We start from the raw sequence: 13,456 nt of genomic DNA, 5'->3' as shown, positions 1-13,456 counted from the left end.
CAAGGGTCCGGTGCATGAAGAGTCCTTGACCAATACTCACGCTGAGGTGATTGTTGACCGAGCACTTTTTTGAACCCGCACAGGCATATGAAACCGTCTCCGGCCGGATCCTGCTCCGCACCATGCATAACGTCCGGGACCGGGCCCGCGACCTGGTGGAACGGCGCCCACGGGGAGCGCACGCGGCCACCCGCAAGCCCCGCGACCTGCGTACCCAGGCGAAGGACTGGATCCACGAGCACGACACCCCGGCGAACCGGACCGGAGCGCTGGGGGTTGCCGCCGCCGTCGTTATTGCCGGCCTGGTAGGCGGGGCGGCAGGCTCCGCCGAACCGGAGCTGCAGCTGGAACGGCAGGCAGTGGTTGCGTCGCTGAGCGCTGAAGCCGCGGCTGCGACACCGGCGGCCCCTGAGTCCGGAGGAGGTCCGGCCGCCCCGGCGGCGCAGGCCGGGCCCGCAGGCGGGGGCACGGAAGCAGTTTCCGTGCCCGTCCCGCAGGGACCGGTGGCTCCGCTGGACGACGCCCCCGTCACGTCCCCGTTCGGCTACCGCGAGAATCCGCTGGCGCCGGGCGCCCTGGAGTTCCACACCGGCACCGACTTCGGTGCAGGCACCGGCACTCCGGTGAAGGCTTCTGCCGCCGGCACCGTGGTGGAAGCGGGCTGGCACACCACCGGCGGCGGCGGGCTGCGGATCGTCATTGACCACGGAGACGGCCTGCAGACCACCTACAACCACCTCAACAGCATTGACGTTGAAGTGGGCCAGACCGTCGAAGCGGGGCAGGTCATTGCCGGCGTGGGCAGCACCGGCAACTCCACCGGCCCGCACCTCCACTTCGAGGTGCTGCGCCACGGAGCCTACGAAGACCCGATGGGCTGGCTGTAGCCGGGGCGGGCTACGGCACCGGGTTGCTCAGGACTGCCGGATCCTTCTTGCCGTACGGCATCCGGATGCGCAGGGCATTCGACTCCGTTTCGAACAGGATGTGCGTGGCGCTGCCGAGGTGGTCCCCGTCCATCTCGAAGTCCAAGGGGGACTCGGCCCACACCTCGGCGCGCTTGCACTGGTAGTACTCCACGGCGGTGCTGCTGCCCTTGCCGCGGCGCAGCAGCCCCGTCACTACACCGAACCAGCCCAGCTTGCCCTTCGGAGCCAGGGTCAGGATGTCCAGCAGGCCGTCATCAAGGCGGGCGCCGGGGAAAATTTCCAGTCCGCCGGTGATCTTGCCGCAGTTGCCGCCCATCACGCTGCGCAGCCGGCGCTGGATCGGCTTGCCGCCGTCAATCGAGATGGTGGTCTTCACCGGTTTGCCGGGCAGGTTGCGGATGCCGGCATCCACGTAGGCCAGCCAGCCGATCTTGTCCTTGAGGGCGTCCTTGGTGTCCGCCATCATGCCGGCGTCGTAGCCCAGTCCGGCCATCACCAGGAACGTGTCGCTGTCCACGTTCTCGTCAACGGTCACGTGCACGACGTCGATGCGCCGCTCGGTGCCGTTCAGGGCGGCGCGGACCGCCTGCTCGGGATCGTCGACGCCGATGTCGAGGTTCCGTGCCAGCAGGTTGCCGGTGCCCAGCGGCAGCAGTCCCATGGGGAAGGTGGTGCCGGCCAGTTCGGCAGCCACGCAGCGGACGGTGCCGTCGCCGCCGGCGGCGATGACCAGGTCCACGCCGGCCTCCATCGCCTTGCGGGTCATGGAATGCCCCGGGTCCTCCGCCTCGGTGTCGAAGAACAGCGGTTCCTCCCAGCCTTCGTCCGCGCAGATCTCGGCCACGCGGACGCGCACGTCGAAGTCCGTTTTCTTGATGGGGTTCACAATGACAGCGGCGCGCTGGCGCTTCTGTGGTTCCTGGCTGGTCATGGTGTCCTTATCGTAAGCATGCGAACTGTTCCGCTCCGAGTCTAGCCCGGGGGTGTGGTGAAAGGGCCCGGGTCCGAGCTTGTAACCTGTGGTGGTGAACTTTACGCAACGATATGTGGCCCTGGGGGATTCGTTTACGGAAGGTGTGGGGGATGAGGATGAAACCCGCCCCAACGGTGTGCGGGGCTGGGCGGACCGGGTTGCCGAACAGGTGGTGCTTGCCGACAGCTCCTGGGGGTACGCGAACCTGGCAATCCGGGGCAAAAAGCTGCACCAGGTCCTGAACGAGCAGGTGGATGCGGCTATTGCCATGTCTCCCACCTTGGTCACCATCTACGCCGGCGGCAATGACATCCTGCGCCCGAAGGTGGACATTGACGCCATCGTGGCTGCCTACGAAGGAGGCATCGCGAAGCTGCGCTCCAGCGGCGCAGCGGTGATGGTCTTCACTGGGTTTGACTCGGGCAGCGCACCGGTCATCGGCCGGACCCGGGGGCGCACAGCCGTGTACAACGAGCTGGTGCGGGAAATCGTGGAGAAGAACGAGGCCGTGCTGGTGGACTACTGGCGGATGCGGGAGCTCCAGGACGAACGCTACTGGGCGGTGGACCGGATCCACATGTCTCCCGCCGGTCATATGCTCACCGCCAAGAAGGTCCTGGAAGTGCTGCGCGGAACCGACGCAATCGACGTGCCGGAACTGGAGAACCTGCCCTCCCGCAACCGGGTGGAACAGCTGCGCCGGGACGCCCAGTGGGCTCGGGTTTACCTTGGCCCCTGGGTGAGCCGCAGACTGCGCGGCGTCTCCTCCGGAGACAACCTCACTGCCCGTTATCCAGAGCTGACACACCCACCGCTGCCTGCCTGAACCGCCGGTTATGGGCCAAATCACATAACTGAAGATAAGTCCCCTGTTTATTGGGCTGAATCGCCTTCCCTGCCGCGTAAAACCGGCGGAATCCGCCCCTTCGATTCGGTGTGGCCAGGAGATTTTCCTAAACTTGTAGGTCTGCCCGGCCCTATTTGGCGCCGGGCGGCTGCTTCTGTTCCCAGCAGCTGACTTCATCGAGGGAAGGCCGACATGTCGAAAGATGCACCGCCCCACATTTCCGGAACCCCGGAATCATCCGCTAAGGCAAGGGCCCGCAAGCTGCGGATGCCACCGCTGAGGCGGCGCAGGCTGGAGTTTGACGACGTCAACGTGGTCGACAAGGCCATGATGAAAAAGGCAGTGGGCGGAACCGTCGTCGGCAACACCATGGAGTGGTTCGACGTCGGCGTATACGGCTACCTCGCCGTCACCATGGGTGCCGTCTTCCTGTCAGACGCCGACAAGGATGCGCAGCTGCTCTTCAGCCTGGGTGTCTTCGCGGCCACCTTCATTGCCCGCCCGCTGGGCGGCGTCGTCTTTGGGCGCCTCGGTGACCGCATTGGCCGGCAGAAGACCCTGGCCATCACGCTGATCATGATGGCTGCGTCCACGTTCATCATCGGCCTGCTGCCCAGCTACGACACCATCGGCATCTGGGCTCCGATCCTGCTGGTGCTCATGAAGCTGCTGCAGGGCTTCTCTACCGGCGGTGAGTATGCCGGTGCCACCACCTTCGTTTCGGAATACGCCTCCGACAAGCGGCGGGGTTTCCTGGCCAGCATCCTGGACCTTGGCAGTTACATGGGCTTTGCCCTGGGCGCCGCCGTCGTTTCGGTGATGCAGCTGCTGCTCTCCGAGTCCGACATGGTGGGCTGGGGTTGGCGCATTCCCTTCCTTATTGCGGGACCGCTGGGTGCCTTCGCCATCTACTTCCGGCTGAAAATCGAAGAATCCCCGGCTTTCCAGGCCACGCTGGACGCCCAGGAAGCCAGTGCCAAGGCCGGTGACGAAACCGAGTCGCTGGGCACCATGGGAATCTTCCGCGCCTACTGGCGTCCGATTGTGTTGGCTATGGTCCTCGTGGCCGCCGTCAACTCGGTGGGCTACGCACTTACGTCCTACATGCCGTCCTACCTGACTGATTCCAAGGGCTACGACCCGGTCCACGGCACCCTGCTGACCATTCCCGTCCTGGTGGTTATGGCCCTGTGCATTCCGCTCGCCGGCAAGCTGTCGGACCGGATCGGCCGCCGCCCCGTGCTGTGGATCGGTGCCGGATCCACCATCGTGCTGGCTGTTCCTGCCTTTATGCTGATTGGCCAGGGTCCGGTTGCCACTACGCTGCTGGGCCTGCTGCTGCTCGCCGTCCCGGTGACCTTCTATGTGGGCAACCTGGCCGCCACGCTGCCCTCCCTGTTCCAGACCTCCAGCCGGTACGGCGCCATGGGCATCTCCTACAACGTTGCCACCGCCGTCTTCGGCGGTACCGCTCCGCTGATCATGCAGGGCCTGATCGCCCTCACGGACAATGACATGTCCCCGGCGTACTGGCTGATGTTCACCTCAGTGGCCGGCGCCATTGCGGTGATCTTCATGAAGGAATCCGCGCAGCGGCCCATGCCGGGGTCCATGCCCAGCGTGGACACGGAGGCCGAGGCATACGAGCTGGTAGCCGGGCAGGATGAGAACCCCAATCTGGACGTTGACTCGCTGCCCTTTGACACGCTCGGCAGCCAGCAGGGCACGCAGTCGGACGCCGACCCGGCGCCCGCGGGCACTGCAGACCACCGCTAGCCGGGGTCGGCACCAGCCGTAGCGCTTCCCAACCGCACCGGTCGGACACCTGTCCGGCCGGTGCGGCGTTTAACCCGGAGGTTGGAACGTTGCCCGGGGCCTGCGATGATTGAAAGGTAAACCATTGACGAGAGGACAGCCGGCATGACCGAAAACAGCCCCCGCTGGCTCAGCCCCCGGGAGCGGCAGGCCTGGCTTGCCCTGTATGCCGTTTCCAGCCTGCTGCCCGCCACCCTCGACGCCGATCTTTTCCGCCGTGCCCGGCTGACCCTCTTCGATTACCACGTCCTGGCCATGGTCTCCGAGTCCGAGCAACGCTGCCTGCCCATGAGCGAACTGGCTGCCCGCTCCAACGCGTCCCTGTCCCGGCTGTCGCACGTGGTCAAGAAACTCGAGCAGCGCGGCTGGATGTCCCGCTCGCCGTCGCCCGACGATGCCCGGGTGACCACTGCGTCGCTGACCGACGAGGGGATGGCCGCGCTCAAGGCACTGGCGCCGGACCACGTGGAATCGGTCCGCAGCGTGGTCTTTGACGGCCTCACCGAGCAGGATGTGGAAGACCTGGAGCGGGTGGGCAAGAAGATCCTCACGCGGATTAATCCCGGCAACGGCATCCTGGGCCCCTGCCAGCGGCCCTAGTCCGTCCCGCTTGTGCCGTGCCCGCGCGGGGTTGTTAGCGTGGAAAGTACCGAACACGGCACGACGAGAGGCACAAAAGCATGCGCGTACCCCGAATCCTGACCGTAATCCTGGCCGGCGGTACCGGCGGCCGGCTGGGGAGCCTGACCGGACACCGGGCAAAACCGGCCATGCCGGTGGCCGGCTCCTACAGCCTGATCGACATTTCCCTTTCCAACCTGCACAACAGCGGCTTCGGCGACGTGTGGATTGTGGAGCAGTACAAACCCCAGTCACTTAATGACCAGCTGGCCAGCGGCCGGCCCTGGGACCTGGACCGTACCAACGGCGGACTGCGGGTGCTGCCGCCGTTCCAGGGCGGCGAGGGCGAAGGGTTCGCCCAGGGCAACGCGGACGCCCTGTACCGGCAGGCGGACTACATACGTGAATTCGATCCGGAGCTGGTCCTGGTCCTCAGCGCCGACCACCTGTACCGGCTGGATTACCGCGAGGTTGTAGACACCCACCAGGAGAGCGGGGCGGCGCTGACCGTCGTCACCACTTTGGCCAAGGACAATCCCGGAGACCACGGGGTGGTGGAGGTATCGGACGGGACGGTCACCGGATTCGAGTACAAGCCCGAGGACCCCAAGTCGGATCTGGTGGCTGCGGAGATCTTCCTCTATGACGCCGATGTGCTCCTGGATGCCCTGGACGAGCTGGTGCGTCGGGACGGGCAGCTCGAAGACTACGGGGACCAGCTCATTCCCTACCTGGTGGAAAACGCCAAGGTGGTGGAGCACCGGCTGCCGGGTTACTGGCGGGATATGGGCACCCCGCGCAGCTACCACCAGGCACACATGGACCTGATTGACGGACGCGGACTGGATTTCGATGACCAGCAGTGGCCCATGCTCTCCGCCAGCCCCCGCCGGCTGCCCGGTTTTGCAGGCCCGGTTGCCCGGGTCGAGAGCAGCCTCCTGGCCCCCGGGTCCCGGGTGGAAGGGTCCGTGCGGCGCAGCGTGCTCAGCGCCGGCGCAGTGGTGGAAGCCGGTGCGGAAGTCGACTCCTGCGTCCTGCTGGAGGATGTGGTGGTCCGCTCCGGCGCCCGTATCGCCAACCTGGTGGTGGACTCCGGAACGGTGATCGGCCAGGGACGCAAACTCGACGGCGCGGAGCAGGATCCGGAAAACGGCGTGGCAGTGGTGGGACGGGATTCAAAGGTCGATCCGCCGTCGTCGTGATACCCGGCACCCGGGGTCGCTGCGAGTTTGAACGAAACGCCCGTTGGCCCTAGGATGGAGAGGCGTTAAGTCGTGCGTATGTTAATCTGCCTGCCCCGCGCGGGCGGAGGAGTATTTGCGCGGCCACCCGTATAAACCTAGAATTGAGGGCTGTCGAGCCGGGTTTCCCCGTTCGGCTACCTGAACTTCACCGTCTTCCCCGCGGCGAGGCACTTCGGCTGGATCTCACCCCGCCAGGTCAACCTCCGGAAAGTCGCAGTAATAACGGTGTCAAAACTGGTGGCGGGACGCTCTTTATGGCAGGTGCTTAGGCGCTTTGGCCTTGTGTCTGTTTTTTGAGGACCGTCATATTTACTACAACTGGAGGAGAGATCATGGCAGCTTACTGCCAGGTAACCGGAGCCATCCCCGGCTTTGGTCACAGCATTTCGCACTCGCACCGCCGCAACAAGCGTCGGTTCGACCCGAATATTCAGAAGAAGCGCTACTGGGTTCCGTCCCTGCGCCGCAACGTGACGCTGCAGGTTTCTGCACGCGGCATCAAGACGATTGACATCCGCGGCATCGACGCTGTTGTTACCGACCTGATCGCGAAGGGTGTGAAGCTGTAGTGGCTAAGGATAAGGACGTACGTCCGATCATCAAGCTGAAGTCCACTGCGGGCACCGGCTACACCTACGTAACTCGCAAGAACCGTCGCAACGATCCGGATCGTATGGTTCTGAAGAAGTACGATCCCAAGATCCGCCAGCACGTCGAATTCCGTGAGGAGCGCTAAGAATGGCAAAGAAGTCCAAGATTGCCCGCAACGAGCAGCGCAAGGTCGTTGTTGAGCGCTACGCTGCAAAGCGCCTCGAACTGAAGAAGACCCTGGTAGACGAAAACGCTACCGACGAAGCCCGCGAAGCTGCACGCCTCGGCCTGCAGAAGCTCCCGCGCAACGCTTCCCCGGTCCGCCTTCGCAACCGTGACCAGATTGACGGCCGCCCCCGCGGTACCCTCCAGAAGTTCGGTATCTCGCGTGTGCGTTTCCGCAACATGGCCCACGCAGGCGAACTGCCGGGCATCAAGAAGTCCAGCTGGTAAGCACTGCTTTACCGCCAAAAAGGGCGGCCCCTTGAAGGGGTCGCCCTTTTTGCTGTTAATTGGGCTTCAGGGCCGCGCTGTACCAGCTGGGGCGCGGGACGGTATCACGCAGGAGGCCGGGGACGCGAGTTGGTGGTCCGGCCAGCCGAAATTGGCCTTTTTCGGCTCGAAAAACCGGAAAAATCCGCTGAATGCAGGGGTTTTTGCCGGAGTTGGGGGTCCAAGCTGGTAAGTTTTCGAACAGCGGCGGTTTCGCATCCGCGTTTCCGCACGAAATACCCCAGAGTCCAGGAGGACATAAATTGGCTATGAACCGCAGTGAACTTGTTGCCGCAGTTGCAGAAAAGTCCGGCAACAGCCAGACCGCAGTCAACGGCGTGCTGGATGCCGTCTTCGACATCTTCGCAACCTCCGTTTCCAACGGCGAGAAGATCACCATCCCGGGCTGGCTCGCAGTTGAGCGCACCGACCGCGCTGCACGCACGGGCCGCAACCCGCAGACCGGCGAAACCATCCAGATCCCGGCAGGCCACAGCGTCAAGCTGACTGCCGGCTCCAAGCTGAAGGCCGCTGTCTCCAAGAAGTAGCATCCGCAGCGGCCTAAGCCGCAGCGTACAGAGGGCCGGCATCCATGATGCCGGCCCTTTCTGCGTCCGGGCGCACCGTGAGGGCGGCAACAATGATTGGCCCTATTTTTACCGGGGGTAGAGAATGGGTACTGTGCCAAAATCTGCCAAAACCTCCACCGCCCGCTCTGCAGGCGCTGACCTGCGCCCGCAGCCGCGCACCGGGAATGATCCAAGCGCAGCGGACGGCGGGAACGCTGACGCTGGCGCGGTGCGGACCGGCTGGCTGGCGGCTGCCGGCGCCCTCGTTTTTATTGCCCTCGCCTCCGCGCTGCTCTTCACAGGCGCAGCCGGGGCTTCGCAGCTGGGGGACCCCGGTGCGCTGACCCGCTGGGCACTGCCCGCGGCCAAAGCGGTACAGAACATCTCCATGGCGGCGGTGATCGGCTCATTGCTGTTCGCGGTGGCTATTGTTCCCAAACACCTGAACTTCAAACGGACGCGCAAATCCGATACCGGCCGGGCCGCATCAGCCGAACCGGAGCATCCCGCGTTCACCCGCACACTGACGCTGGCCAGCGGAGCCGCCATTCTCTGGACCGTGTCCGCCCTGGCGGTCATGGTGTTCACGTACTCGGACGTTTCCGGCCTTCCGCTCAGCGCCGGCTCCGGGTACACCGACGGCTTGGCTTCCTTCCTCACGGACTTCTCCACCGGCCGGGCCTGGCTGGCGATCAGCATTATTGCCGCCGTCGTCACTGCACTGACGTTCGGCGTACGTTCCCTGGGCATGCTGGCCTTCACCCTGATCCTTGCCGTCGGCGCGCTGCTGCCCACCGCCCTGATTGGCCACTCGGCCGGCGGTGACGACCACAGTGCGGCTGTGAACTCCATTGGCCTGCACCTGCTGGGTGTGTGCCTCTGGATCGGCGGGATCATTGTGCTGGCCGTTGTTTCACGGCAGCTCGGTTCCATCACCGGCGTCGTACTGACCCGGTTCTCCGCCCTGGCCGGCTTCGCCTTCGCACTGGTGTTCCTCTCCGGCGTCGTCAACGCCTCGCTGCGGATCACCTCGCTGGACCAGCTCGGCAGCAGGTGGGGCGCCCTGGTGCTCACCAAGGCTGCGCTGACCCTGCTGCTGGGCCTGCTGGGACTGATGCACCGCCGCTGGATCATTCCCCGCCTTGCCGGCTCCAACCCGGCACGCACGCCCGGTACCGCCGGAGCAACGGCCGTGGCCGGTTCCAAGGGGGACCTGTCCGCGCAGCGGGTGCTGTGGCAGCTGGTGGCCGTGGAACTGGCCATCATGGGCGCCGTGTCCGGCGTGGCGGTGGCCTTGGGCCGCACCGCACCCCCGCGCTCGGAAGAACTGCCCACGGACGCGTCGCCGGCACGCATCCTCACCGGATACGACCTGCCCCCGGAACTGACCTCGGAGCGATACCTGACCGAATGGCGGCCGGACTGGTTGTGGGTGGCGATTATTATCACCCTGGCCGTGACGTACCTGATTGGTGCGGTGAAACTGCGCCGCCGCGGAGACAAGTGGCCGGTGCTGCGCACCGCGTGCTGGCTTATTGGCCTGATGGCCCTGGCCTACATCACCTCCGGGGCGCCTGCGGTCTACGGCATGGTCCTGTTCAGCACCCACATGCTGGGGCACATGGCCCTGACCATGGTGGTGCCCCTGTTCCTGGTGCTTGGCGCGCCGGTGACCCTGGCGCTCAAGACCCTGGCCCCGCGCCGGGACGGAACCCGCGGGATCCGGGAATGGATCCTGATCGGAGTGCACTCGCGCTACTCGAAGATCATCACCAACCCCATCTTCGCGGCCGTGAACTTTGCCGGGTCCATTGTGATTTTCTACTACTCGGACCTGTTCGGCTTCGCCCTGCGCGAGCACGTGGGCCACGAGCTGATGGTGCTGCACTTCCTGCTCACCGGCTACATCTTCATCCTGACCATGATCGGCATAGACCCGTTGCCCGCCCGGGCGCCGTACCCGCTGCGGCTGGTCATCCTGCTGGCCACCATGGCCTTCCACGCGTTCTTCGGCGTGGCAGTGATGGGCGGCACAGCGCTCATCCAGGCCTCCTACTTCGGCAACATGGCCCGGGAGTGGGGCTTGTCGGCACTGGCAGACCAGCAGCTGGGCGGGTCCCTGATGTGGGGCATCGGTGAAATCCCCACGCTTTTCGTCGCCATCGGGGTCGCTTACCAGTGGTCCAAGAGCGACGCACGGGAGACGCGGCGCTCCGACCGTGCGGCCGAGCGGAATAATGACGCCGACCTCACTGCTTACAACAACATGTTTGCAACACTGGCCCAGCATGATGCCAGGACCCAGGACCAAGGAGATCGTTAATGACTGAAACCGTGCGCGCCGGATACCGGGTGCGGGCCTCCGAGCTGGAGGGCCGGAACTGGCTGAACACCGGCGGCCGGCAGCTGAACCTTGAGGATCTGCGCGGCAAGATTGTGCTGCTGGATTTTTGGACCTTCTGCTGCATCAACTGCCTGCACGTGTTGGATGAGCTGCGGCCCCTCGAGGAGAAGTACTCGGACGTGCTGGTGACGGTGGGAGTCCACTCACCCAAGTTCGAGCACGAAGCGGACCCGGTGGCCCTGGCCGCGGCCGTCGAGCGCTATGACATCCACCACCCGGTCCTGGACGACCCCGAGCTGCTGACCTGGCAGGCCTACACTGCCCGCGCATGGCCCACACTCGTAGTTCTGGACCCCGAGGGCTACATCGTGGCGCACCTGTCCGGCGAGGGCCACGCAGCGGGCCTGGAATCGCTCGTAGCCGAGCTCGTGGCCGAGCATGAGGCCAAGGGGACGCTGCACCGCGGCGACGGTCCCTACGTGCCCGCAGAGCCCTCCGCCGGAGACCTGCGCTTCCCGGGCAAGGTAACCGCCCTGCCCGGCGGCACCTTCCTGGTGGCCGACACAGGCCACCACCGGCTGGTGGAGCTTGAAGCCGACCTGGCCACGGTCCGCCGCGTGATCGGCGAGGGCACCAAGGGATGGCGCGACGGCGACGCTGGCGCGGCACGCTTCAACGAGCCCCAGGGCGTGGCCCTGCTGCCCGCCGATGTGGCTGCGCAGGCCGGGTACGACGTCGTTGTGGCGGACACCGTGAACCACCGCCTGCGCGGGGTGAATATGGCAGCAGGAACGGTCACTACGCTGGCCGGCAACGGCGTGCAGCGGCTGCTGGACGCCGGGAACCAGTCCAAGGCCGGTGCCGCCGAGGCGGCCACCGCAGAGGACGCGGCTGGGGCAGGCAGTGTTCCGGCAGATGCTTCCGACCTGCTTGGCGCTGATCCGCTGAATGTTTCGCTGTCCTCTCCGTGGGACCTCGTCTGGTCCGCGAAGCTCGGCCGCCTGGTGGTGGCCATGGCCGGTACGCACCAGATTTTCAGTTTCGACCCCGCGACCGGCGGGGTAGCCGTGCTGGCGGGCACCGGATTGGAAGGACTGCTCGACGGCGCAGCCAAGGAGGCCTGGTTCGCCCAGTCCTCCGGACTGGCCGAGGACGCCGACGGGAACATCTGGGTGGCTGACTCTGAAACCTCGGCCCTGCGCCGGCTGACGGTGGACGCCAACGGCAGCGTTCAGGTGGACACCGCCGTCGGCGCCGGCCTGTTCGACTTCGGGTTCCGCGACGGCGAGGCGTCCGAGGCCCGTTTGCAGCACCCGCTGGGCGTGGCGGTGCTGCCGGACGGTTCGGTAGCCCTGGCGGACACCTACAACGGCGCCGTGCGCCGCTATGATCCGGCCACGGGCACCGTCTCCACCCTGGCCCGGGGACTGGCCGAGCCGTCGGACGTCCTGGTGGACAGCAGTTCCGCCGAGCCGCTGCTGATTGTGGTCGAAGCGAACCGGCACCAGCTGGTCCGCCTGCCCATCCCGAAGGACGCCCAGTCCGTGGACGAAGGTGCCCGCCAGACGCAGCGGCCCAAGACCGCCGTGGCTGCCGGCCCCCTGGCTCTGACCATCCGCTTCGCCGCCCCCAAGGGGCAGAAGCTGGATGACCGCTGGGGCGACCCCACGCAGCTGAAGATTTCCGCCTCCCCGGAGGAGCTGCTGGTCTCCGGCGGCGGCACGGCCACCGGCCTGACCCGCGAGATCGTGCTGTCGGACCAGGTGAGCGGGGGAGTCCTGCACATCACCGCCCGCGCGGCGGCATGCGACGGCGAGCCCGGCGGTGAAATCCCCGACCACGCTGCGTGCCACATGTACCAGCAGGACTGGGGAATCCCGGTTGAGGTGCAGGCCGACGGCGAGTCCGCGCTGGTCCTGGACCTGCGCGGCCTGGACTAAGTCAGTCCACCTGGGGGGTTACGGACACCTCTTCGCCGTCCACCCGCAGGGACGCGTTGAAGGTGAAGCCCTCCTCGGCCACCAGCGGGCTCTTGGCTCCGGTGAAGAGGTCGATCTGGGTGGCCGTGACCCGGGCCGTGCCGGTCAGCGGGCTCAGGACCCAGCGGCCCTCGGTCTGCGTCAGCTTTACCTGGGGGTATTGCGCAATGCTCCACTTGATGGGCTGGTCCACCCGGTTGTTGGTCAAGTGGTAGAACGGACAGCCCGGGGGAGCCAGGCGGTCCGCGGCGGTGCACTCGTCCAGGAACGCGCGGATGCTGGTGTCCACCTTGGAGATCAGGTCCTTGGTGGCCTCGGGCGCCAGATTCAGCTGTTCCTCGGACTCCGCGGTCACCACCGTGTGCTGCTCGGGGGCCGCCAGATACGGGCTTTCATAGGAGGCCGCCACCCGCGAGAGGGGGAAAGCGGCAAACGTGTTCACGCCCTCGGGCAGCGTTACCCGTACACCGTTGAGGTTCGCTTCCCGCAGTGCGGGGGCATTGACCTGGACCGTGGGCAGGGCTGACGGGACAAACTCCCATGTGTCGAAGAACATCCAGTGTTTTCCGGCGTTCTCGAGGACAAACCCGGTGGTGCCCTCCGTGCCGTCGTACGCATAACGCACCGGAACCTGGACGCGGTCCTCGCCGAGGTCTTCGGGTTCGCCGACCTCCAGCACCTCCAGGCCCTTGACCGAGGCACGGAGTCCATCGTTGTCCAGCAGTGCGGCATTGGCCTCGGGGACCGAGGCGTGGAGCAGCCCCAGGGCCTGCCCGCCCTCGCCGTCGGCCACCGTCTGCAGATAGGCGCGGATTTGGTGTTCCGGGCCGTACGCCTTCGCGTTCACGAAGTAGACGGCGACGACGGCGGCCGCAATGGTGAGCATGAGGGCAAGCAGCCAACTGGCCACTGCCTTGATTACCGGTGATGTTCCCTGCACCGGTATTACGTTACCTGCCCGAGGCAGCGTTGGCCGGATCGGTTCCCCGGTCCGGCCAACGTGTCAGGCGCTGCCGCAGCGCTCTTATGCAGCCCTGCGGGGGGGGGGGGGG

Annotated in this window: 13 protein-coding genes; 11 read left to right on the top strand and 2 right to left on the bottom strand. The window is 65.9% G+C overall.

The genetic code is table 11. The features are described from left to right. Positions 1-53 precede the first annotated feature (53 nt). Positions 54-887, top strand: coding sequence for a M23 family metallopeptidase (locus LOC57_RS02985; RefSeq protein ID WP_229957963.1), 834 nt, complete (start codon positions 54-56; stop codon positions 885-887). 10 nt (positions 888-897) lie between these two features. Here LOC57_RS02985 and LOC57_RS02980 read toward each other — a convergent pair whose 3' ends face one another. Continuing rightward, entirely contained in the window at positions 898-1,860 is a 963-nt protein-coding gene (locus tag LOC57_RS02980; RefSeq protein ID WP_227911794.1) for a diacylglycerol/lipid kinase family protein, read from the bottom strand. A gap of 94 nt (positions 1,861-1,954) precedes the next feature. Here LOC57_RS02980 and LOC57_RS02975 point away from each other — a divergent pair, with 94 nt between their 5' ends. The 10 genes from LOC57_RS02975 (at position 1,955) to LOC57_RS02930 (ending at position 12,365) form a co-directional block, all read left to right on the top strand. Then, entirely contained in the window at positions 1,955-2,728 is a 774-nt protein-coding gene (locus tag LOC57_RS02975; RefSeq protein WP_229957961.1) for an SGNH/GDSL hydrolase family protein, read from the top strand. A 213-nt stretch (positions 2,729-2,941) separates the two neighbouring features. Further along, positions 2,942-4,525: an MFS transporter gene (locus tag LOC57_RS02970; protein WP_229957959.1), complete on the top strand. Its 1,584-nt coding sequence runs from the start codon at positions 2,942-2,944 to the stop codon at positions 4,523-4,525. A 144-nt stretch (positions 4,526-4,669) separates the two neighbouring features. Continuing rightward, on the top strand, positions 4,670-5,164 hold the full coding sequence (locus LOC57_RS02965) for a MarR family winged helix-turn-helix transcriptional regulator (protein ID WP_227911791.1): 495 nt from the start codon (positions 4,670-4,672) through the stop codon (positions 5,162-5,164). An 80-nt stretch (positions 5,165-5,244) separates the two neighbouring features. Beyond that, positions 5,245-6,387 (top strand): glucose-1-phosphate adenylyltransferase family protein, encoded by a 1,143-nt coding sequence (locus LOC57_RS02960; protein ID WP_229957957.1) that lies wholly within the window; start codon positions 5,245-5,247, stop codon positions 6,385-6,387. Between the two features lie 374 nt (positions 6,388-6,761). Then, positions 6,762-6,998 (top strand): 50S ribosomal protein L28, encoded by a 237-nt coding sequence (rpmB, locus tag LOC57_RS02955; RefSeq protein WP_146360594.1) that lies wholly within the window; start codon positions 6,762-6,764, stop codon positions 6,996-6,998. After that, positions 6,998-7,165 (top strand): 50S ribosomal protein L33, encoded by a 168-nt coding sequence (rpmG, locus tag LOC57_RS02950; RefSeq protein WP_013602737.1) that lies wholly within the window; start codon positions 6,998-7,000, stop codon positions 7,163-7,165. Before rpmB ends, rpmG begins: the two co-directional genes overlap by 1 nt. 2 nt (positions 7,166-7,167) lie before the next feature. Further along, a complete protein-coding gene (gene rpsN / locus LOC57_RS02945) occupies positions 7,168-7,473 on the top strand; it encodes a 30S ribosomal protein S14 (protein ID WP_227902692.1) in 306 nt (101 codons plus the stop codon). A gap of 302 nt (positions 7,474-7,775) precedes the next feature. After that, positions 7,776-8,060, top strand: coding sequence for an HU family DNA-binding protein (locus LOC57_RS02940; protein WP_269437355.1), 285 nt, complete (start codon positions 7,776-7,778; stop codon positions 8,058-8,060). A gap of 133 nt (positions 8,061-8,193) precedes the next feature. Continuing rightward, the gene (locus LOC57_RS02935; RefSeq protein ID WP_442860702.1) at positions 8,194-10,404 is read left to right on the top strand and encodes a cytochrome c oxidase assembly protein; all 2,211 of its coding nucleotides are present in this window, start codon (positions 8,194-8,196) and stop codon (positions 10,402-10,404) included. After that, complete coding sequence (locus LOC57_RS02930) at positions 10,404-12,365, top strand: NHL domain-containing thioredoxin family protein (protein ID WP_229957955.1); 1,962 nt, start codon at positions 10,404-10,406, stop codon at positions 12,363-12,365. The genes LOC57_RS02935 and LOC57_RS02930 overlap by 1 nt, the downstream gene beginning before the upstream one ends. A gap of 1 nt (position 12,366) precedes the next feature. On the opposite strand, the gene LOC57_RS02925 is transcribed toward LOC57_RS02930, so the two are convergent. Then, complete coding sequence (locus LOC57_RS02925; RefSeq protein WP_229957953.1) at positions 12,367-13,344, bottom strand: hypothetical protein; 978 nt, start codon at positions 13,342-13,344, stop codon at positions 12,367-12,369. Positions 13,345-13,456: the final 112 nt, after the last annotated feature.

Source organism: Arthrobacter sp. zg-Y750, from assembly GCF_020907365.1.
Taxonomy (GTDB): Bacteria; Actinomycetota; Actinomycetes; order Actinomycetales; family Micrococcaceae; genus Arthrobacter_B.
Note: the sequence above shows the minus strand (reverse complement) of the source record. Positions and strands in the feature narration are given on the sequence as shown.